This is a genomic window from Gloeocapsa sp. PCC 7428, from assembly GCF_000317555.1.
Taxonomy (GTDB): Bacteria; Cyanobacteriota; Cyanobacteriia; order Cyanobacteriales; family Chroococcidiopsidaceae; genus Chroogloeocystis.
The window spans coordinates 4,364,080-4,386,739 of record NC_019745.1 but is presented as its reverse complement, the minus strand read 5'-3'; the positions used below and the strand labels follow the sequence as shown (position 1 = coordinate 4,386,739).

Annotated in this window: 15 protein-coding genes; 8 read left to right on the top strand and 7 right to left on the bottom strand. The window is 43.7% G+C overall.

Features of this window, described 5'->3' with window-relative positions; all coding sequences use genetic code 11:
- Positions 1 to 77 precede the first annotated feature (77 nt).
- The 3 genes from GLO7428_RS26195 to GLO7428_RS19315 form a co-directional block, all read right to left on the bottom strand.
- Entirely contained in the window at positions 78 to 614 is a 537-nt protein-coding gene (locus GLO7428_RS26195) for a phospholipase D-like domain-containing protein (protein ID WP_051038459.1), read from the bottom strand.
- Complete coding sequence (locus tag GLO7428_RS26190; protein WP_051038458.1) at positions 611 to 850, bottom strand: hypothetical protein; 240 nt, start codon at positions 848 to 850, stop codon at positions 611 to 613. Before GLO7428_RS26190 ends, GLO7428_RS26195 begins: the two co-directional genes overlap by 4 nt.
- Before the next feature lie 256 nt (positions 851 to 1,106).
- Positions 1,107 to 1,562 carry an orange carotenoid protein N-terminal domain-containing protein gene (locus GLO7428_RS19315; protein ID WP_015190263.1) on the bottom strand — a complete coding sequence of 152 codons (456 nt, stop codon included), beginning with the start codon at positions 1,560 to 1,562 and terminating at the stop codon, positions 1,107 to 1,109.
- Between the two features lie 722 nt (positions 1,563 to 2,284).
- Here GLO7428_RS19315 and GLO7428_RS19310 point away from each other — a divergent pair.
- The 3 genes from GLO7428_RS19310 to GLO7428_RS19300 are packed head-to-tail and all read left to right on the top strand — an operon-like array spanning position 2,285 to position 5,642.
- On the top strand, positions 2,285 to 3,430 hold the full coding sequence (locus GLO7428_RS19310; protein WP_015190262.1) for an FIST signal transduction protein: 1,146 nt from the start codon (positions 2,285 to 2,287) through the stop codon (positions 3,428 to 3,430).
- A gap of 6 nt (positions 3,431 to 3,436) precedes the next feature.
- Positions 3,437 to 4,420, top strand: coding sequence for a sensor histidine kinase (locus GLO7428_RS19305; RefSeq protein WP_015190261.1), 984 nt, complete (start codon positions 3,437 to 3,439; stop codon positions 4,418 to 4,420).
- Positions 4,421 to 4,451: 31 nt separating this feature from the next.
- Positions 4,452 to 5,642: a diguanylate cyclase domain-containing protein gene (locus tag GLO7428_RS19300; RefSeq protein WP_015190260.1), complete on the top strand. Its 1,191-nt coding sequence runs from the start codon at positions 4,452 to 4,454 to the stop codon at positions 5,640 to 5,642.
- 162 nt (positions 5,643 to 5,804) lie between these two features.
- Here the strand turns inward: GLO7428_RS19300 and GLO7428_RS19295 are convergent, their stop codons facing one another.
- Positions 5,805 to 6,803: a PRC-barrel domain-containing protein gene (locus GLO7428_RS19295; protein ID WP_015190259.1), complete on the bottom strand. Its 999-nt coding sequence runs from the start codon at positions 6,801 to 6,803 to the stop codon at positions 5,805 to 5,807.
- 63 nt (positions 6,804 to 6,866) lie between these two features.
- Entirely contained in the window at positions 6,867 to 10,463 is a 3,597-nt protein-coding gene (gene smc / locus GLO7428_RS19290) for a chromosome segregation protein SMC (RefSeq protein ID WP_015190258.1), read from the bottom strand.
- 334 nt (positions 10,464 to 10,797) lie between these two features.
- Here smc and GLO7428_RS19285 point away from each other — a divergent pair, with 334 nt between their 5' ends.
- The 4 genes from GLO7428_RS19285 (at position 10,798) to GLO7428_RS19270 (ending at position 17,674) form a co-directional block, all read left to right on the top strand.
- Positions 10,798 to 11,451: a hypothetical protein gene (locus GLO7428_RS19285; RefSeq protein ID WP_015190257.1), complete on the top strand. Its 654-nt coding sequence runs from the start codon at positions 10,798 to 10,800 to the stop codon at positions 11,449 to 11,451.
- A gap of 148 nt (positions 11,452 to 11,599) precedes the next feature.
- A complete protein-coding gene (gene pruA, locus GLO7428_RS19280) occupies positions 11,600 to 14,572 on the top strand; it encodes an L-glutamate gamma-semialdehyde dehydrogenase (protein ID WP_015190256.1) in 2,973 nt (990 codons plus the stop codon).
- A 206-nt stretch (positions 14,573 to 14,778) separates the two neighbouring features.
- Positions 14,779 to 15,225, top strand: coding sequence for a GNAT family N-acetyltransferase (locus GLO7428_RS19275; protein WP_015190254.1), 447 nt, complete (start codon positions 14,779 to 14,781; stop codon positions 15,223 to 15,225).
- Positions 15,218 to 17,674: a glycosyltransferase family 39 protein gene (locus GLO7428_RS19270; RefSeq protein WP_015190253.1), complete on the top strand. Its 2,457-nt coding sequence runs from the start codon at positions 15,218 to 15,220 to the stop codon at positions 17,672 to 17,674. Before GLO7428_RS19275 ends, GLO7428_RS19270 begins: the two co-directional genes overlap by 8 nt.
- A gap of 23 nt (positions 17,675 to 17,697) precedes the next feature.
- On the opposite strand, the gene GLO7428_RS19265 is transcribed toward GLO7428_RS19270, so the two are convergent.
- Complete coding sequence (locus GLO7428_RS19265) at positions 17,698 to 20,574, bottom strand: ATP-binding protein (protein WP_015190252.1); 2,877 nt, start codon at positions 20,572 to 20,574, stop codon at positions 17,698 to 17,700.
- 495 nt (positions 20,575 to 21,069) lie between these two features.
- Between GLO7428_RS19265 and GLO7428_RS19260 the strand changes: the two genes are divergently transcribed.
- On the top strand, positions 21,070 to 21,996 hold the full coding sequence (locus tag GLO7428_RS19260; RefSeq protein WP_015190251.1) for a cobalamin-binding protein: 927 nt from the start codon (positions 21,070 to 21,072) through the stop codon (positions 21,994 to 21,996).
- On the opposite strand, the gene GLO7428_RS19255 is transcribed toward GLO7428_RS19260, so the two are convergent.
- A complete protein-coding gene (locus GLO7428_RS19255; RefSeq protein ID WP_015190250.1) occupies positions 21,993 to 22,655 on the bottom strand; it encodes a hypothetical protein in 663 nt (220 codons plus the stop codon). The genes GLO7428_RS19260 and GLO7428_RS19255 overlap by 4 nt on opposite strands.
- Positions 22,656 to 22,660: the final 5 nt, after the last annotated feature.

Below are 22,660 nucleotides of genomic sequence, written 5' to 3'. Positions count from 1 at the left end.
TAAGAAGCAGGAAAGCTGAAGAGAATTTCTATAAATTTAGGAATCTCGAACCCTAAAAGCCTTCTACCTTCAACCGTTTACCCAAGTCTATAATAGAAGCCTATCTGAAACAGTAATCTTATTGTCGATTCACTTAATGTAGAAGTGTCATTAGTTACAAAAAGTGGTTCGCCTTCATTCGGCTTGGCGAGAATTGTCCCAGGTTCTAGGTTGAGTTCTCCCCCTGTATATGCCCAGTTTTGAAAAAAGTTACCCTCTAATAAACTCGCCACTTGTCCTTCGTAGCTAACTTCAAATTCTAACCAAGGTGCAGAATCATCAATATCAGGATCGCCATCCCGATCATCTGAAACTCCTGCATCACCAATCAATACTTGTTGGCGATCGATAATCAAGAGTTTGCGGTGTGTCCGTGAGTTGTATTTTAACGGCGATCGCCAATCAAATTGCCGGAAAAATCGTACTTCTACACTTGCATCGCGTAACTGCTGCCAATATTCATCAGAAAGCGAATCAGTCCCAAAGTCGTCAATTAACATTTGAACTTCTTCGCCAGCTTGCGCGCGTTCGATCAAAGCCGCAGCAAATTCATCCGCACAACGACCAGGAGTCATAAAATAGGTTTCAAACCGTATTGAGCCGCACTTCGGATAGCCGCGTTACGTGCGACATAAATATCGTCTACATTCCTCCAGAAGCCTGTCATGCGACCATAGGTAAGTAACGCATTGGTCAAACTCACACCCGAAAGCGGAAAAGGGGGGTCTTCGATGCTGGGACTTGCAGTAATGTTATACTCTGGTTCGGGACGAAATGCCCCACGCAGATAAAGAAAGAGAAATACAAACAAAATTACTCTTGCAACACCTCCAACTAGCCTTCTTTGTTTCTACTGGTAATGGTGCGAAGCGCACATACCTTGATAAGGCTACAGGAGTATAAATGTAATCTAAGTATTACTGAGAAAACACCTATCTTTTGATATAAGGAAGTGACTAACGTTCTAATATTGACACGAATGCAAATAAATCCGCCACTAAAGAAATAAAATCCATCTTTATAGACTTATCAAGGGGCTAGTTTTATCCCTAGCCCCTAAATCTGCTCTACTTAGCTCCCATTTCTACTACTGCACTGCGCATAAAGTCAATGCGCTGCTCAAAATCAAGTTGTTTAATCATGTTTGCGAAGTCTTTTGTTTCAGCAGGCAATTCGTAGTCCGATGGTACTTGAATCACTGTACCTTTATCCATGCCTTGTGCTAAACGCAACCACACATCAAGCTTACCGCTCGAACTTAGGGAACTATAAGCACGACTAATATCGCTATCTGCCCGACTGACAATATCGCGCTGCGCCTGTAGCTGTTCTTCTTGCGATAAAGACTGAATTTGATTAAATAACGCTTCAGCAGTATCTTGAGCAGAAGTTTCGTTTGCTGGTTGAAGTTGATCTTTAATGTCTTTATAGCCAAACCACAACAAGCCTAATTGTGTATCAACGTCAAACTGTTGAAATGCTTCTACAGCTTTTTTTGTAGTGTCATCAGTAGTGTAAGTCATTGTACCCTCAGATTCTTTGAAATAACAAACTCAATTGCTTGAGTTATAAAACAGGCTTGATTACAGCCTCTAGAACCCGATTTAATAAATTAAAAAATATAAATTAACCTTTCTAAAGATAGATATCAGAAGCACAACTTACGACAGAGGTCGTCAATAAATAATTTAGATACTAGTTTATTTATTTAAAGCAAACAAGTGTTTTTATATACTTTCTGTTAAATAACTATCAAAATTTACTTGGCTTTTTTAAGATTATTTTAAAGAGGATATTGGCTCAATTAATTCAAACTAAATACAAACAAGATTAACAATGGCACTTCAATTTTATTGACTAAAAATGTATAACTCTATCAAAATTATATAAAAGGCGACAGAATCACAAGATTACGGCTATTATATGAAAATTTTTTATTTTGTACTAACTTAAAATGCAGTAATTCTAATGACAATCTAGGTGTTTTAGTTTCAATACGAATTGATTCAGTTTAGCTGCCTTGCTCAATTTTTTTCGTTTATAACTTTGCGCAGTAGTTATCGCCAGTATATCAAAAGTCGTATTATTTATTGTTCGGCTTGTGTATATCAAGATTTTGAGGTACTTGATGATAGCGATCAATGATTTGGGGGAATAATAACCTTGTAGAAATACTCTGCATTAAGCAGAGTTAATTCTACCAGGTAACTTAAAATTCATTATTAGGTTAATCAACTGATCAAAAATGTTAAAAGTAGCGATCGGTCATAGCAACGATCCTGATTCTCTCGCAGCTGTAAGCGAAGTTTTGGCACAGTGTCAAATGACGCTGGCAGGGCAATCACCACAAGCAGGGCTTTTATTTGCAGCAGTCGATTTTAATCATCATTTAGTGTTGGAACAGATTCATGCCGTCTTTCCGCAGCTTGAACTGATTGGAGGGACGACAGATGGAGAAATATCCTCGGTTTTGGAATTTCAGCAAGACTCGCTCACTCTCATCCTTTTTTGTTCAGACGAAATCGAATTTCGCGCAGCCGTTGGACGCAATGTATCTCAAAATCCAGCGGCGATCGCATCATCGACAGCCACAGCCGCAAAGCTTCATCTCGCCTTACCGCTACAGTTGTGTATCGCTTTACCTGAAAGTCTGACGACGAGTACCGTCTCGATTTTACAAGGCTTAGAAGCAGCATTAGGTAGAATTCCAATTTTTGGTGGAGCTACTGCGGATCAGTGGCAATATCAACGTACGTATCAATTCTTTAAAACCGAGGTTTTAAACGACGCGGTGCCGATTCTGCTTGTCGCAGGTAAGCTGTTGTTTTCCTACGGTGTTGCGGGTGGGTGGCGTCCGATTGGGAAACGTAGCCGCATTACGAAAGCAAACAAGAATGTTATCTATGAAATTGATGGTAAACCTGCTTTAGATTTCTACCATTACTATTTGAACAATGCAGTGCCAGATGCTATTCATCCACTTGCGGTTTTTCCGCCTGGTGAAACGCATTTTTTCTTGCGAGGTGCTGTTGGTTATGATTCCCAACTGCGTAGTCTTACTGTGTCAGGTGATGTGCCAGAACAAGCAGTCGTACAGATTACCGATGCCTCAGTTGCAGATGTCGTGAGTGCTTCGCATACTGCTTTTACCGAAGCGTTAGCAACTTATCCTGGGAAAACACCAGCCGCCGCGCTGTTTTTCTCGTGCGCTTGGCGACGGCAAGTTTTGGGAACGCGCGCGAAGGAAGAATATCGGGCGATCGCACATTTAGGACACGCTATAGCAAGTTGTGGCTTTTATACCTATGGAGAGATTGCGCCGCTGCGTGAAAATGGGCAAACCTTTTTTCACAACACAACATTTGTCACTTTACTTATCGGTAGCCAATGACACGTTATGTCACGAGAATTCGAGTTTGAGGTTGAACAACTCAATAAGGAAATCCGGATTCTAAAAAAGCAGCTAGAACGTTCGGAAATTGATCGCGCTAAGTTAGAAGCAACGAATCGCACTAAGGAATCGCTTCTCAAACGCGTTATTTGCGATCTGCAAGAGTATCAAAACATTTTAGAAAAAAAGAGTGCTGATTTAGAACAAGCATTTAATGAATTGACCGCCATGAAAGATAAACTTGTCGAAACTGAGAAAATGGCTGCTTTGGGAAGTTTAGTTGCAGGTGTCGCGCATGAAATCAACACTCCCGTAGGAACGACTATCACACTCGCCTCAACTTTGATGGATGCGACGCGATCGCTAATGGCGACAATCAACACAGGACAACTCAAACGTTCAACGTTGAATAATTATCTAGAACTTGCGCAAGAAAGTACAAGCTTGATGCTCAATAACCTGCATCGTGCTGGCGAACTCGTGCAAAGCTTCAAACAAGTTGCAGTCGATCAATCGAGCTTGGAGCAGCGTAGATTTCGTGTTAAGCCTTACCTTGAGGAAATTATAACGAGTTTGTCGCCGCAGTTGAAAAAAGAATCGCATATTGTGACGATGACAGGCGACGATTCACTGACTATCTACAGCTATCCTGGGGCATTAGCCCAAGTTATAACCAATTTGGTTACAAACTCACTGATTCATGGTTATACTCAGCACCAAAGCGGTCATCTGCGCTTTAACGTCATGCAAGATAATCACCAAATCGTAATTCAATATCGCGACGATGGTTGTGGTATTCCTCCAGAAAACTTAGAAAAAATCTTTGAACCTTTTTTTACAACAGCGCGAGAAAAAGGAGGAACCGGATTAGGGTTGCATATTACTTACAACCTCGTGACTCAGAAATTACAGGGTAGGATTGCTGTGCAAAGCGAGGTAGCCAAAGGAACTCAATTTACGATTGAACTTCCTACTTCCGTGATTTCTTGATCGTGCTTTAAATTAAACATAGTTGCCGTTGATGCTGCCTACGAACCCTAAACCGCACAATCAATCGCCTCAGGATCGAGATCTTGTGTGCTTGAGTGACGATGCGATCTGCTTTAGCGACGAAGATCCTGACGTCACTTCGCTTCAGGATTGGAAAATCATGATCATCGATGATGAACCGGATGTGCATCGCGCAACTCAGCTAGCACTCAAGAATGTCACGTTTGAAAACCGAAAATTGACCTTTCTTTCTGCCTACTCAGCAAAAGAGGGAAAAGAATTACTGGCGATCGCCCACACCGATACCGCGCTGGTTTTGCTCGATATTGTCATGGAGACGAATGATGCTGGGTTAAGAATCGTTCAGCATATTCGCGAAGAACTCAAAAATCAGCAAATTCGCATTATTTTACGCACCGGACACCCTGGCGAAGCTCCTGAAGAGTCTGTTATTCTCAATTACGATATCAATGACTATAAGCTCAAGATTGAACTGACGCGTCAAAAACTGCTGACAACCGCGATCGCTGCGTTGCGATCGTACCGCGACATTAACACGATCGAACAGCAACGCCTGAAACTCGCGCAAACCCTAGAAGATTTACAGCAGGTTCAATTCCAACTCGAAGAGTATACACATCGCCTCGAAGCCAAGGTTGCTCAACGCACCGCAGCGCTGGAAAACGCTAACCGAGAACTACATCGCCTCGCGATTGTCGATGATTTAACACTTGTGGCAAATCGGCGGCGGTTTGATGAGTATTGGCAGCAACAATGGCAATTTTTGGCGCATCAACAGCAACCAATATCGCTGATCTTGATTGATGTCGATTATTTCAAGCACTACAACGACTATTACGGACATCAAGCTGGTGATGAATGTTTGTGGAAAGTCGCGCAAGCGATCAGTTCGGTGTTAAATCGCCCTACCGATCTCATCGCACGTTATGGAGGTGAAGAATTTGCCGTCATCTTACCCTACACGTCGCTCAACGGCGCAACAAAGGTAGCTGAGGCGATCGCGGCTGAAATTTATAGCTTAAACATCCCTCACCATCAATCGAAAGTCAGCGATCGCGTTACCCTCAGTCTCGGTATTGCTTGCATCGTGCCACAACTTGAACTTTCACCCAAGACTGCGATCGCTTTTGCCGATCAAGCGCTGTATCAAGCAAAATCGCAGGGACGGAATCGCTTTTGCGTTTATTTGGGAAATGGGTAGTTGCTGCAACTAAAAGGTTTCTCGCCCCCTAAATCCCCCAATCTTGGGGGACTTTGAGAATACAAAAACTAGCTCTTCGTAGGAAGTCACGCTGTAATATATCAGAAGGTTTGCAAGTCCCCCAGCATGGGAGATTTAGGGGCTAATCCTTGATTTAAGCCGTTAGTAACGATCTTCTTCTTCGTACTCTGGCTGCTTAATCTTCTTAGGAATATTCACTGGTTTTGGTTCATCGTCTTCCCACGCATCGCGGGTGATGTCGTCTTCGTACTCAACGTAGTCTGGTTCTCGATACGGTTCGGGTTCGACGTAGCGGGGTGGTTCCTCGTATCTTCTCGGTTCTGAATAGCGATCGCTTGGCGTTGCTTCACTCCAGTTATCTTCGTATTCTTCCTCCGCGTACTGAATTGATTCGTACTGCTGTTGGTAGCGCTGCTGTTGTCTGGGTGCAGGTTGCAACGTTTCGTATTCGTAATCGTCTTCATCCCACGTTTCTTCAACTGGTTGCGTTGCCCGCACTGGTTTGACAGGCGCTTGCAACGGTACGCCTGTTCCGAGTTGATTTTCTGGTTTGGCGGTAGGCGTAAAGTAAGCTTCTTCCTCTTCGCGTTCCCACGGGGCTTTACCAATACCTAGACGCTCAAGTAAACCTACCGTTAGCTGCATGACGCGTTCTTCAGCGCCTTCAAATACAATAATACGATTCGGACCACTACTGACAACTTCGTCAATCGAAATTTCGTAGGTACTGATGACTTGATCGGGAATTTGGGGTAAACCTAACGAAGCAATTATGAGTGAAGTCAGTATACCTGTTTCCGCGTTGAACTTGAAGTTGCGTACTCTTCCCAAAAGTTCGCCGGTTTCCGTGATGACTTCACAATTAATTAAATTGCTATAAACGTCAACATCAATATCTTCGATGACATCTTCGTTATCCACTAAGATGACGTCGCCGATTTGATTGACACTGTTGAGGTACATATAGCGTGGGACACCGGCAAACGCAATCAGGTTGTCTCGCAAGCCCATGGCTACAACCTCTCGTCGGTCAATATCCACCCATAGCTGATTGATTACACCTAGCCGCTTACCATTATCTTTGGTGATCACTTGGGTGTTCAAGATGTCGGAACGCCTAATAATCTGTTCAGAGGTCATTTTCTTTTGCCGAGTCCTGATCTCGAATCCGGTTAATTAATCAATACTATTATTAACAAATCCTCATGGCGAGGTGTTTGACTGTTGCAATTTTATTCCTAATACTTGAGTATAAGCTCCTCGTGCTTGAGTAACTCCAATTGTTCGTTCGGCAGATTCTATCATTGGTCTACGCAGACTCACAACTATAAACTGTGCCAGCTTCGTTTGTTGTTTTATCATTTTAGCTAATCGTTCCACATTTGCCCCATCGAGAAACATATCGACTTCATCAAAAGCATAAAACGGCGACGGACGATAGCGTTGTAGCGCAAAAATAAAGCTAAGCGCAGTCAGCGATTTTTCTCCTCCTGACATCGAAGCAAGGCGTTGTACAGGTTTTCCTTTTGGGTGCGCAACAAGATTTAACCCGCTATTGAAGGGATCTTCCGCGTCATCAAGTTGTAAGTAGCCATCACCGTCAGAAAGTATCGCGAAAATACTTTGGAAATTTTGATTAACCGCGTCGAAGGCTTCTTTAAAAGCACGCTGGCGTAGGGTAGTAAAGTTTTCTATCCGTAGCAGCAATTCGGTACGTTCAGCTTCTAAAGTGAGCAGTTTTTGACTTAATTCTTCTAGGCGCGTCGTTGTCCGTTCGTATTCTTCTAACGCCAGCATATTGACAGGTTCTAACGCCTGTATGCGTTTGGCAAGCGATCGCACTTCGCGTTGCAGTTGTTCTAAATCAACTTTATCAGGCACTTCTGGCAAAGGATTGGGCAAATCTGCGATTTGCGCGTGGATTTGTGCTTGTAATAAAGTTAATTCTTCGCGGCGTGTTTGTTGCGTTTCGTGAAGTTTTTGCTGTTGCCATTCGAGTTGTTGATATTGATTCTGGCGATCGCGTAATTGCGCTTCGGCGCGATCGCGTAGTTGCTTTTCTGAACCGAGTTTCTCTTCAATTTGCTGTAACGCTGCTTGTGTTTGGGCAATTTGCGTTGCGAGTGTATCAATTTGGTTGCTGATTGCGAATTGCTGATTGCTCAACGAAGATCGTTGCTGTTGATACTCTTGGATGCGTTGCTGACATTCGGCGATTTTTCCTTGGATGAGTATTGCGGCGTTGGCTAATTCACTCTGGCGTTGTTCCGCTTTGAGTAACGCTTGTAAACGTTCTTGCAAATGTTGTTCTTGGCTTTTAATCGTTGTTTGAATTTGTTGCCATTGACTGTTTGTTTGCGATTGTTCTAATTCGGTGAGGAGTTGTCGTTTTTGTTGTAATTGTGTTTCTTGTGCAGGAAGTTCGCCGTCTAAAATTTCAAGTTGCGATCGCGCGCTTGTTAGTTGTTCTTCTGTTTGCCGCAGTTGTGTCTCGGTTTGCGCAAGTTGATCGCTTAATTTTTGAATATCTTTACGTAATTGTTCCGCGTGCAATTGCTGTTCGCGGCGTTGCTGGCGCACTTCGGTGATTTCTTGCGACAAATATTTTGTTTTTGTCGTCAGTGATTCGATACCAGATTCGCACCGTTTTAATACCAGTGCGATTTCTTGCAGGCGTTGTTGTAGTTGTTTCGCTTCGTCTGATTCAGTCGCTTCACTCGTCCCGAAGTGTAAACCCGAACGCTGTTGAATGATACTACCACCCGTCATCGCGCCACTTGTTTCAAGTAATTCACCTTCGAGCGTGACAATGCGATATTGCCCTAAGTATTTTCTCGCAGAATTTAAAGTTTCAAAAACAACAGTACTGCCGAAAACATAGCCGAAGACATCTTGATAGCGGCGATCGCATTCGATTAAATCAATCGCATAATCGATAAATCCCTCGGCATACCGCAGCGCAGTCGTCGGAGAAAAGCGTAAAGGTTGAATCTTATTCAGCGGTAAAAATGTCGCCCTTCCAGCGCGTTTTTGTTTGAGGATTTCAATCGCGGCGGCGGCGACTGCATCATCTTCCACAACTAATTGTCCTAAACGCGCCCCCGCCGCAGTTTCTAGTGCCAATTGATAGCGGGGTTCAACTTTACCCAACTGCGCGACTAAACCACAAACGCCCTGCAACCCCGATTGCATAATCACTTTCGTCGCATTTGTACCTTGTGTTTCTTGAAGTGCTTGGGCTTGCGCTTCTAGTTTGTCGAGTTGTCGTTGTTTATCGCGTTGTTCGGCAAGAAGGCGCTTAAATGTGTCTTGTTGAATTTGAAGTTCTTGTTCGGCTGCGCTGAGCGATTGTGCTAAAGTTTCTGCTTGCGTTGTCAGTGCGATCGCTTGTTGTTCGCCTGCTACGAGTTGCTGTTGTTTTACCGCAATTTCTGGTTCTAGCTTGTCAATAGTCTGCTGTTGCTCGTGTAATTGCCGTTGCAGTTGATTTGTTCGTTCGCGCAGTTGTGCTTGCTGTCTCGATTGCGGTTCAATCGCTTGCAATAGGATTTCAATTTCGCGGTTGAGCGTCGTTTGCTGTTGTACCCAGACATCTGCGGCATCGGCGATCGCGCTTGCAGCTTCTCGGCTTTGTTCTAGTTCGCGTTGTGCTGCATCGCGTTCAAGTTGTAAAGTGGCAATAACTTCAGCTTTCGCACTTTGTTCTTGGTTTAGTTCCGCAAGTTTGTTTTCATACTCTTGAATTTCTGATTGTTTTTGTTGTATACTACATTCTGTCTTAAACTCTGCTTGGGCGTTTTCTTCTTTTTGGCGCTGTAGCTGGCGATACTCAGCTTCTTGCGTTGCTAAATGCGATTGCAGTTTTAAAAGTTCTTCTTCCCCTAAAGCTTTGACGCGACAGTTCAATTGCTCAAGATGAGTTGCTGCTTGCGTAATTTCGCGCTGAAGCGCGGCGTGTTGTTGCGCGAGTTCTGCCAAAGTGCGATCGCCCGCTTGAATTTGCGTTGCGAGATGTTCTTGTTGATTTTGCAGTGATCGCCAAACAAGCACGGTTTCCCACTGCGATTTCTGCTGTAATTCGGTACGCAGTTGTTGGTATTTCTCCGCTTTGATGCGGTCTTGCGACAAGCGATCGCGTTGCGCTATAAGTTCTTGCTCGACGATTTGACAGCGTTCTTCGCGGTCTTTAACTTGGTCAAGCGTTTCTTTTGCTTGCGTAATCTTGCGGTCAAAGGCGGCGACACCCGCAAGTTCATCAATAATTTCCCGCCGTTCGCGCGCGTTCATCGAAATAATTCCGGTGACATCACCTTGAAGGACGACATTGTAGCCTTCTGGATAAATGCGCAAGCGATTGAGTTGTTCGTGCAGTTCACTCAGCGTACAAGCTTCGCCATTAATGTAATAAGTCGATGTATAAGTTCCCTGCAAAGTCACGCGCAACTTCCGCGTCACACTTAATTCTTCCGGCGTTGCTTCACCGACATCCTCCTCATTTAATCTTATGTCACCTTCCTGACCTCTCTCTTCTAAACCCTCCAAATCAAACGTCACCGTCACACTCGCTTCAACAGTACGTCCGCGCGTCGCCTGCGTGTGGTTCACTAAATCGGGAAGACGTTCCGCGCGCATACCCTTAGAACTCGCAAGCCCTAAGCCGAATAACAACGCATCTAAAATATTTGATTTACCCGAACCATTTGGTCCAGAAACAACAGTAAACCCTGGTAGCAGCGGGATTTGTGTTGTGCCACCAAAAGATTTAAAGTTTGATAATTCCAGGCGCTTGATATGAACCATAGGCGCTGGCTAGCTAGGCGTTGAAGTACAAGTGTATCAGAGTAGCAATGCCGTAGCAGGTTAGCACGGATTCACAAAAAAGAAAATGATTTAGTCCACACTTGTCATATTTGAGAAACTCTCCTGTCCACTACATCCTCTTCTAGAAGCGATCGCAACTCTAGCAATTCCCAATTGTTTACGAAAATCTCTCCCAGTCTCTTTTCTCAGCGTTCACCCCCGCACCTTTCATTTGTCCTCCTCTATGTCTGGAGTGGTTCGTTACCATATAACCATATAAAAAACACACCTCCTAAAAATACCATTAAACCCTTTTGCCAAAAATCAACATACAATGATAACAATTGATGCTAGAAACCTTTCTTTAAAAGAAGTTCATCAGGTTTTAAAACTCGAACGCCAACCTCATGGTTCTTTTACTGAGTTATTACCATTAGAACCCTTAACTAATCAAGAACAACAAGAACTCGACAAAATCCGTCAGACTTTTGACAGCTATTATGCAGAAGAAAAAATTACTGAAGGACAAGTCAAATTTTTATTTCTTGCTCCCTTATTATGGCTATCAGGCTTTTATCAAACTAGTATTAAAATTACGTTAGAGGAAAACATTGCAGATATCTTAATCGAAGACGAAAATACTCTGATCAAGGGAAGGATGGATATTTTAGCTGTTAATAATACAGTACAAAAAACAAGTCCATCATTTTGGATACTAGTCATTGAAGCAAAGAATAGTAGTGTTGAAGCTTTAGAAGGTTTACCCCAGCTACTAACTTACGCATACAAAAGCTTGGATAATCAAAAATCAGTGTGGGGTTTAACAACAAATGGACTTCGCTATCAATTTGTTTATCTTCAGCAAGGTAATCAACCTACATATCAACTTTTACCAGAGTTAAATTTACTCGACGCTGAGCGATCGCTTCAATTAGTACAAGTGTTAAAAGCTATCTGTAAAATTCAGTACACTCCAAAAGCAAGTTAAGCGATAGGTTTACCTGTATTCTGCAATCGCCATTTTGAGGATTCTGTGCGAGTTAACGATAATTAACGGCACAGGAGTGCCTGAAAAAGCGAAAATAAAATTATCGAGGATTTTCGACGCGACAGTCGGAACTAGGAGTTTATTACCAGTGGTATTACAAGTAGAAAAAAGCAATTACGAAGCTAAAACGCAGGAAATCGCCCGACAACTTCTAGCCGCGACACGCGATCGCTCGTTCTTTGCTGGGCTACGCGACCAAATGCGCTGGGATGATAAGCTTTTAGCTTGGGCGATGAGTAATCCTGGGTTACGCGTGCAGTTATTTCGCTTCATCGACTGCTTACCCGCCTTACACACCAAATCCGAAATCGCCGCGCACTTACAAGAGTACCTAGGAGATCCTTCGGTCGAACTCCCAGATGTACTCAAGGGAATGCTCAACTTTGCATCTCCCGATTCTATGCCAGGACAAGTTGCGGCGACGACAGTATCCACCGCAGTAGAGGCGCTAGCACATAAGTATATTGCAGGAGAAAATATTAAACAAGTCCTCAAAACGATTGAGCGCCTGCGCAAAGAAAAAATGGCGTTCACGATCGATATTCTCGGTGAAGCTGTCATTACCGAAGTTGAGGCGCAGTATTACCTCGATCGCTACTTAGAATTAATGGAACAGCTAGCAGAAGCTGCTAAAAATTGGTCTACTGTAGCGCAAATCGACCAAGCTGATAATCAACCGATATCAAAAGTTCAAGTTTCCGTCAAACTCACCGCGTTTTACTCGCAGTTCGATCCACTCGATGCGCAAGGTAGCGAAGCGAAAGTTAGTTCGCGCATTCGGATTCTTTTACGTCGCGCAGCAGAATTAGGCGTCGCGGTTCATTTTGATATGGAACAGTACGCTTATAAAGATATTACGCTCGCGATCCTCAAAAATATACTACTCGAAGACGAGTTTCGCCCTCGGACTGATATCGGTATTACCCTACAAGCTTATTTGCGTGACAGCGAACAAGATGTCCGCGACTTGATTACTTGGGTAAAACAACGCGGTTATCCGCTAACAGTGCGCTTAGTCAAAGGCGCGTATTGGGATCAAGAAACAATCAAAGCAGCGCAAAAAGATTGGGAACAGCCTGTATTTAACGATAAAGCTGCAACGGATGTCAATTTTGAGAATTTAACGCAAATATTACTCGAAAATCACGAATATATCTATTCAGCAATCGGCAGTCATAACGTGCGATCGCAAGCCCATGCCATTGCTATAGCGGAAACTTTAAATATCCCCCGCCGTCGCTTTGAAATGCAAGTTCTCTACGGTATGGGGGATAAACTTGCCAAAGCCCTTGTCGATCGCGGCTATCGCGTCAGAGTCTATTGTCCTTACGGTGAATTGCTTCCTGGAATGGCGTATCTGATTCGCCGCTTGCTCGAAAATACTGCGAATAGTTCCTTCCTGCGTCAAAATATGGAAGAACGCCCCGTAGAAGAACTGATCGCACCACCAAAAGTTAATCCGTCTTCTTCCGAACACTTAATACATCATACGCAGTTTCCCAACGCCGCCGATGTGGATTTTTCTAAAATGGCACAAAGAGAGCGATCGCAACAAGCTTTTGCCGCAGTACGCCAGCAACTCGGTAAAACTTACCTGCCGTTAATCGATGGCGAGTACGTCAATACTCAAGAAAGCATCGATTCGCTCAATCCTTCTAACCCTAGTGAAATTATCGGTAAAGTAAGTTTACTATCGGTAGAACAAGCCGAACAAGCGATGCAAGCCGCTAAAACGGCATTTCCAGCGTGGAAACGGACACCGGTAAGCGATCGCGCCAAGATCCTGTGGAAAGCGGCGGATTTGATGGAACAACGCCGCGCGGAATTATCGTGCTGGATTGTTTTAGAAGTAGGTAAACCCGTACGCGAAGCCGATGCCGAAGTTTCCGAAGCCATCGACTTTTGTCGTTATTATGCGGCGGAAATGGAACGGCTAGAACAAGGTGTCAACTACGATATCCCTGGAGAGAATAACCGCTATCACTACCAACCACGAGGAATCGCTGTTGTGATTTCGCCTTGGAACTTTCCACTCGCGATCGCAACCGGAATGACTGTTGCGGCTTTAGTGACAGGAAACTGTACTTTACTCAAACCCGCTGAAACATCTTCTGTCATTGCTGCTAAAATAGCCGAAATTCTCGTCGCCGCAGGCATTCCCAAAGGCGTATTTCAATACGTTCCTGGTCGAGGTTCGCAAGTTGGTGCTTACTTTGTCAATCACCCTGATACGCACATCATCGCGTTTACAGGTTCGCAAGCAGTCGGTTGTCGCATTTATGCAGATGCAGCAATCTTAAAACCTGGACAAAAGCATTTGAAACATGTAATTGCCGAGATGGGTGGGAAAAACGCAATTATTGTCGATGAAAGCGCCGATTTAGACCAAGCGGTTGCAGGAGTTGTGCAATCTGCGTTTGGTTACAGCGGGCAAAAATGTTCGGCGTGTTCGCGCGTTATTGTGCTTGAACCGATTTATGAAACTTTCATTCAACGCGTCGTTGAAGCAACGCGATCGCTCAATATTGGTGCAGCCGAGTTACCCAGTACGCAAGTAGGTCCTGTAATCGATGCAACAGCCCAAGCACGCATCAAAGAATATATCGCAAAAGGACGCGCAGAAGCGGAAGTCGCGGTAGAACTTTCGGCACCAGAAACAGGATACTTTATTGGTCCTGTTGTCTTTAGTGAAGTTTCACCCACTGCCACAATTGCTCAAGAAGAAATCTTTGGTCCTGTTGTCGCTGTGATTCGCGTCAAAGATTTTGCTGAGGCGATCGCGGTTGCTAATGGTACGAACTACGCTTTAACTGGAGGAATCTACTCGCGGACTCCTTCGCATATTGAAATCGCACAGCAAGAATTTGAAGTCGGTAACTTGTATATCAACCGCACGATTACAGGCGCAATTGTCGCTAGACAACCTTTTGGTGGCTTTAAACTCTCTGGTGTCGGTTCCAAAGCCGGAGGACCTGATTATCTGCTGCAATTTCTCGAACCCCGCACGATTACTGAAAATATTCAACGTCAGGGCTTTGCACCAATTGAAGGGGCAGATTAGATGAATAAAAATTCGCCTTATTTTGGGAGAGTTATTGTAATTTATCAATAACTATGATATGATTTTCTTCATAATGGGAATCCGTGCAAAAATAAAAAAAGAATTTAGATTTCCATTATGAAGAATATTATACCGGATTAATAGAGTAATGTCGAGCGTACTCTCAAAAACTTGACGTTTTTGTACACTTAAATTCAGCATAACTAATGAGCATCGTGATAAAAACTGCCGAACTGCAAGAATGGCAGAGTATTCAAGAAATCCGGCGCGTGGTATTTCAGGAAGAACAGGGAGTCGATGCGGCATTAGAATTTGATGGTAAAGACGACACTGCCGAACAACTGATTGCGTATTGGAATGCGCAGCCTGTAGGAACGGCGCGGATTAGGTATTTAGATACAAAGACGGCAAAGATCGAAAGATTGGCAGTGTTATCAACCGCAAGAGGGCAAGGCATTGGCAAGCAATTAATGCAAAAAGCCATAGAACGCGCGATCGCCCAGAAAATGCAAGAAGCCGTGATTCACGCGCAAGAATACGTCAAAGCATTGTATCAACAACTCGGTTTTATCCAAGAAGGAGAAACATTTGATGAAGCGGGGATTCCCCATGTCAAAATGAGGAGAAAATTAACAAGCAACGAGTGTGATTAGGCTCAAACACAATTCCTCACCTGGACTGCTGATACTAGCACTCATTTGGCTAGTGGGGGCGATAAGCGATCGCGTATGGTTTGCCTTAGACGATTCGGTTCCCGCTTGGGATCAAGCCGATTATCTGACGGGTTCCTTAAACTACTGGCAAGCGTTACAACAAATGCAATTGTTGAGTGGTGAGTGGTGGTCAAGCTTTTGGCAACTTTCTTCTAAAATACCGCCATTAATCTACACCGTTGCCGCGATTGTACAGCAAATCTTTGGTCGAGGCATCGAGCAAGCAACACTCGTTAATTTATTATTTAGCGCAATTCTGCTCGCTTCTGTATATGGACTAGGCATTTTGCTATTTAACATTGAGGTGGGTTTGTGGGCAGCAGCGCTGTGTCAATTATTCCCTAGCCTTTATCGCGCCCGATTAGATTTCTTACTCGATTATCCACTCACGGCTGCGGTTATTTTGAGTTTTTTCTGTTTAACGCTGTGGGTGAGAAGTACGATACGAGTTAGACAATGGCTATCCGCAGCGGCTTTTGGGATTTGCTTTGGGTTAGCAATTTTAGCGAAACAAACCGCGTTATTTTTCTTATTCACCCCGATACTTTGGGTAGCGATCGCAATGCTGTACAAGCGTCAATGGCAACGCGTATTACAGCTAGGCGGAGGATTGTTGCTATCAGTAATCATATCTCTACCTTGGTATCGTACCAATTGGCTCACAGTATTAACCAGTGGGAAACGCGCCACAATCGATTCGGCGATCGCCGAAGGCGATCCACCATTAAATACATTGGCGGCGTGGACGTATTATTGGGAAATTCTTCCTTATCAAGTTTCTTGGCTATTACTTTTAGTTCCGATTGTTGGGTTAATTCTATATTGGCAACGTCTACAAAAACATCGTGCTTCGCTTGCTTGGTTAGCAATATTTTGGCTGGGGGCGTATTTTTTGTGTTCGCTCAATGTTAACAAAGATGAGCGTTACGTTTTGCCTTATTTACCAATTGTTGCTCTCTTTCTCGCTTATGGTTTAACATTCTGGCGCGGACGTTGGGGAAATTACATCCGCTGGGGTAGTGTAGGTTTAGCCGTCGTGTTGATGTGGCTCAATATTTTTCCTGTGGGAAGCGTGGGGAGAAGCATTGTACAGGTTCTTAGCCCTAAAGCCGCACACTATGCTGTTGTTGGTACTCGTTTACCACACCAAGAAGTGATCGAGGCGATCGTTCAACAAGCCCCATATCTGCGTTCAACGTTAGGCGTATTACCGTCAACTCCAGAAATTAACCAACATAATATAAATTACTACGGCGCGCTACGCGACTTTCAAGTTTATGGACGACAAGTGGGAGTGCGATCGCAGCAAGTTGTCCAAGACGCGCGATCGCTCGATTGGTTTTTAACGAAAACTGGCGATCAAGGTTCCGTTCCTGAAGCGCAAGCCGCAATTGTAGAAATTGTTGAGCGATCGCCTGATTTTGACACGATTCAAAGTTGGACGTTGCCTGATAGTAGCACGCTGCATTTATATCACGACCGAACGCCAGAAATAGAAGTCATTGTTGCACCAGGAAAATCAGAGAATGTCACACTATCGCAAGTGACAGTACCGCCACAAATAAAGCCAGGAGTTCCGATTCCTGTTACTTATCAGTGGAATGGTTCGTGGGATGAGTTGCAATCTGGTTTAGTGTTACTCGACTGGTACCAAGAAGACGCGAGTTCAACCCGCTGGATACACGACCATGCAATTGGAATGGGAAATCTGCATTCAGCTAATACGCAAAACCCTGGTACATTTCAAGTCATCGAACGTATGGCAATGTTTCCACCAACAGGTGCTACAGGAACTTATACCTTAAAAGCAACGTACCTCAACCGCAACACAGGTGAAACTTACCCTATTACATCCCCACCTGTCAGCGTCACTGTTGAAGCCAACACCGAACCTTCTCAAGCACCAGAACTCGATTTACTCACACAGTTTCGCACCTTAGCTGCTAGTTTACCCCAAGGATTACCCGCCCTTGAATTAGTATTTGAGGAAATTGCCCGTATTAATCAATACGATCCGACGCAAGATTATTTGATACAAACGCAACAAGCTTTAACGTATCGCCTCCAGCAAGAACCGCAAAATCTAGAATTTGTCTATACTCTTGCGTTATCTAGGGTATTGCAGCGACAGGTAAACGAAGCGATCGCCGCCTTAGAAAGGGTCGTGCAGTTAGATGCGCAAAATCCATACGCTTATGCTTATCTAGCGTTTGTTCATCTCTACAACTGGAACGCCGCACCGGCTGAAGTCGCACTCAAAAATGCCCGCCTTCTCAATCCTAACATACCTGAAATTCAAGCACTCAGTGGTGTTGCTGCTTTGCTACAAGGTCAATTCTTTCAAGCACGGAACTATTTTACAAGCTGGCAAAATTTATCAAGTCTCTGATTCACCAATGACTTATTATCAATTTAATTGAAATAGCGCATCAATAGCGATTCTAATTGCGCAATGCCAATCGGCTTACTTAAACACTCTTTAACACCAGCCGCGAGGAAGCGATCGCACGCTTCGATTGTTTCAGTCATAACGACGACAGGAATCATTTGCAACTGCGGGTCTTGTTGAAGGTGCTGTACAAGTGTCATGATGACACAATCTGATAACTGCGAGTCGAGTAAAATTAGTCGCGGCTTAAAATCGCGCACTTGGCTCAAAAAGTCGCGTGTTTTTTTCAACTGCTTGACTTCATAACCAATCGCCTTAAGATAACCAAGAATTAAGCTATTATGATTATCATCGCCGATCAGAATTCGCGGTGAATAGTTGAAAAAACTGCTAACCTGTTGATTTTGGTCATCGTTACAATCTTCGGTAGGTAGTGCGTATTGTGGATAATCGGGCAACAAGAGAGTAAAGTCGCTGCCTTTACCCAACGTCGATTTGACTGTGACATTTCCACCATGCAGACGTGCTAACTTGCGTGTTAAGGCTAAACCTAACCCAGTTCCTTCATATTGACGATTGAAGCGACTATCTAGCTGTTTAAACGGTTGAAATAAAAGCTGTATGTGTTCTGGGGCGATGCCAATTCCGGTATCAGAAACTGTAAATGCGATGCCTTGAGGAACTTTTTGAACTCGCAGCGTGACTTTCCCCGCTGGGGTAAACTTGATCGCATTTGTTAATAAGTTAAGTAACATTTGCTTGACACGTCGTTCATCAGCAAAACAGCAAGTTGCTTGCGGGTCAATTTCACGCGTCAGTTGTAAGCCTTTTTTGAGTGCGCGATCGCCTACAATCGATAAGCACGACTCGCATAGTTCATGCACTTGAACCAACGCAAGTGTTAGTTCCTCTTTTCCCGCCTCGATTTTAGAAAGATCGAGAATATCATTAATGAGGGTCAGTAGGTGTTCGCCACTGCCGTAGATGCAATTGATATATTCTTTCTGCTTGGCATTCAACGCGCCAAAAATTTCTTGATGCAGAATTTGCGATAAACCAAGAATTGCATTTAAAGGTGTCCGCAATTCATGACTCATTGTTGCCAAAAATTCACTTTTAGCCTTACTAACAAATTCAATCGCTTCTTTGCTTTTGCGTAGTTCAATTTCTCCGCGTTTGCGATCGCTAATATCGCGCACAATGCTAACGACTTCATCTTCGCCACAAACGACCATGCGCGCTTCGTAATCGCGAATTTTGCCGTTGATCGGGAGTTGATACTCAATCAGTTGCATTTCCCCACTTGTCAGCGCTTGCTTAATGCTTGACATGATTTTTCCACTCACAGTTTGCGGTAAAAAATCGGTCAATTTCTTCCCCAAAAAATCACTTTCTGGCACATGCAAATCAAAATTTCTTGAGCCGTTAAAATCGAGTAGATCGCCATCTTTGCTAATCCGAAACATGACATCTGGTATTGCATTTAAAAGCGCGCGATTCCTGATTTCGCTTTTACTGAGTGCGTCTTCGGTGCGTCTGCGGACGATCGCGCCGCCAATGCTTCCCGCTACCGCAATTAAAATAGATTCTTCTGCTTCAGTCCATTGTCGTTGATAGCGACATTCATCAAACCCGATGAAGCCCCAAAATTTTTCTTCAATAAAGATAGGCACAATTAATATAGAAATAATATCTTGCGGTTCGAGAATTTTCTTTTCACCTTCGGGAAAATCTTTCACAATTCCGCGCACAAGTTTACCCGCAGCTAAAGTCTGATACCAACGCGGAAAGAAATCCATGTAAGCAAGATTTTGTAATTTAGGATTGTTGATCTCTGGTGTAACTGTACTATCTGTCCATTCAAAGCGTTGACTCATCAACGGTTCACCCGTATGCGGATGAATATGATTTTCAAAGATATAAACTCGATTGACCTTGACGGCTTCACCTAAAGTAGCAAGCGCCAAACACATCGCCTCAGTAAAATCTTTGGTCGTGAGTAATTGATTCGTCGCTGCTGCTACGCCTTCCAACAAGCGATCGCGTTGCGTGACGATTGACGAGACTAGCTTGCGTTCTGTAATATCTTTTTTAATCCCAACGTAGCAAATCGGGTGATTCTGGAAATCTCGTACTGTAAAAGCTTTGAGTTCGATATGTAAAAGCTTTCCATCTTTCGTACGACTAATTACCTCGCGGTAACAATAATCATTTTGAACGAGTTCTTGATAAATTGCCCTAAAGACTTGATCGCCAAAGTGAATTGCTGGTGTTTTGCCAGCAAGTTCAGCATCGGAGTAGCCGAGTAACAGGCGATGCATCAGATTTTGTTCGATGTAATAGCCTTGTAGATCGATAATCGCGATCGCATCATTTGCCTGGGCAATAATTTGGTGAAAAGTGCTGAAAGTATTTGCAGCAAAATGTGTTTTTAAGCCTTGACCGAGTGTATTGTTAAGCGTCGCGTGCTTATCTACCGAACTACAGCAACATTGTAGTACCGCGTTATGTTGTTTAAACCACTGCCAGCGGGCATAGGCAGATTGTAGCGTTTGCAACAGTCTGCTAGCAGTAACCTGATCTTGGTTGAGGTATTCTTGCACTCCCCTACGAAAGACTTCGCAAATTATTGTTTGATCTTGCGTATTGCCGATGACAACCAGGGGGAGGGCGTAAGCGTGGCGTACTTGGTTAACTAACTTGAACGCGTGAGAATCAAGCGTTGACACAACGAGTACGATAATATCTACTTGAGGCAACGCAAGGCATAAATCGCTTTCTTCGATAACAACAGATAGAAGCTCAACTTCGTTATGATTGAGTTGCTGTAAAAAAGCTCGAATTTGATGCTGATTGGTTGCATCTACGATCAATACAATTTTTAGCGGTTCTGGAGTCATCTACTTCAAAGCTTACATCGACAATCAGAAACCAAAACTAGAAAGTGCAATTCTTCTTACAAACTGCTGTCGTTTCTTTCACGCATTGCAAACATTGCTAACGATCAGTTTGAAGATATCACTTAGATGCGCGAATAAATGTGCTATAGATCACTGCATATAATCGGAGTTTTGACAAAAACATGATATACAATCACTACTCGTATAATAATCTGAAACTTTAGTAGCTTAAAGTAAAAAGATTCGCTTAGTTATCGTTAGTTAAATTGCCGTTTCTCCGATGCTACGAAGGCTTCCTTCGCAAGAATTGTTGTATAAAAGAATTAATCCCTTAGGCTGATTTCTTGAAAAACAGCAACAAATTATATTAAGTATATCAATCTTCACAGTAGCTGAATATTAAATACGACAACACCACAATTTACATATAGCAACAAGATAATTTAGTCAAGAGAAAGTTACTATTTGTAGTAAAAAGTAGCGGGATCAGAAATTATGGGCGATCAAATACGAGTAGTCTCGCTGATACCTAGTGCAACAGAAATTTTAGCTGCACTTGGATTAGCAGATGCAATTGTGGGGCGATCGCACGAATGTGACTATCCTCCAGAAATCAAAGATCGTCCCGTATGTACCGCAGCGCGACTCAATTCAGCAACGCCGAGTCAAGAAATTCACCAAAACGTCAATAAGATCCTACAGTCAGCGTTGAGCATTTACGAAGTTAAACTAGATGTTTTAGAAGTACTGAAGCCAACGCACATTATTACTCAAGACCAATGCGATGTTTGCGCCGTGAGTCTCGAAGATGTAGAAGCAGCGGTAGCAAAACTGACGCAGAGTCAACCGCAGATTATTTCGTTGCAGCCGAATAGTTTATCAGATGTTTGGCACGATATTGAACGCGTTGCAAATGCATTAGGAGTGCGATCGCTAGAATTACTCGAAGATCTCGAAGCGCGGGTCAAAATTTGCCAGCAGAAAACGACACACCTGTCGATTGAGGAACTCCCCACCGTCGCTTGTATTGAGTGGACAGATCCGCTGATGACTGCGGCGAACTGGATTCCTGAACTTGTGACGCAAGCCGGAGGACAACCCGTTCTAAGTGTTAGTGGTCAATCTTCGCCAATCATTACTTGGGATACGCTGGTTGCGACTGACCCCAATACGATCGTCTTTATGCTGTGTGGTTTTGACTTACAGCGTACCCGCACTGAAGCGATCGCCTTAACGTCACATCCCGAATGGGAGAAACTTCACGCAGTACAGCATCAAAGAGTCTACATCACTGACGGTAACGCTTATTTCAATCGTCCTGGACCGCGCCTCGTCGATTCTTTAGAAATTCTGGCAGAAATTATCCATCCAGAAATTTTTGATTATGGTTATCAAGGAAAGGGTTGGGAACCCTTAGACTAAATGCTTTTTGCTTCCATCGTCAGATCCGCTGCTAACGGTGGGCGCGCGCATAGATAGATTAATGGACCAAACAGCGGTAGAAGTGCTGCTACCCAATAGAGTTGAGAATTCTGCAAACCGCGACGTGCCATATCATCCCCTAACAACGCAGGAAACAACAAGCACAATAAACAAAAATCTAAACTCATGACGTGAATAAAGCGACTTGTGCGCCACTGATTGATAAAGTCTCCCCAATCGCCATTACTTAAGCCATAGGTAACGAGTAAAACGGCGGCGATCGTTAATGCGATTCCCGTCCAGCGCGAATCTAATAGCTTGAGGAAAGCATTTTTTTGTCCTGGAAACGTTGTCCTCGGTTCGCGTAAAGCTAAGTAGGGTAATAATGCAAATGCACCAACCCCAAACGAAAGCGCTGCAAAAGGTGCAGCCGGAATTTTTTGCGTCCGACCATCAAAAAAGAGCAGACAACTATAAATCATGGGCCAAACACCCATAATGTAAAATAGCGCAACAATCAACGGGTTAATGCCATCGATTTCGCCGAGAGAAAGATCTTTAATCAGTTCAAACGTATTTGGTTGATTTGGTGGTGCTAAGAAAAAGGCATAAACTGCTAATCCTAGCCAAAGTGCGCCAAAGCCAATTTTTCTCATCATAGTTA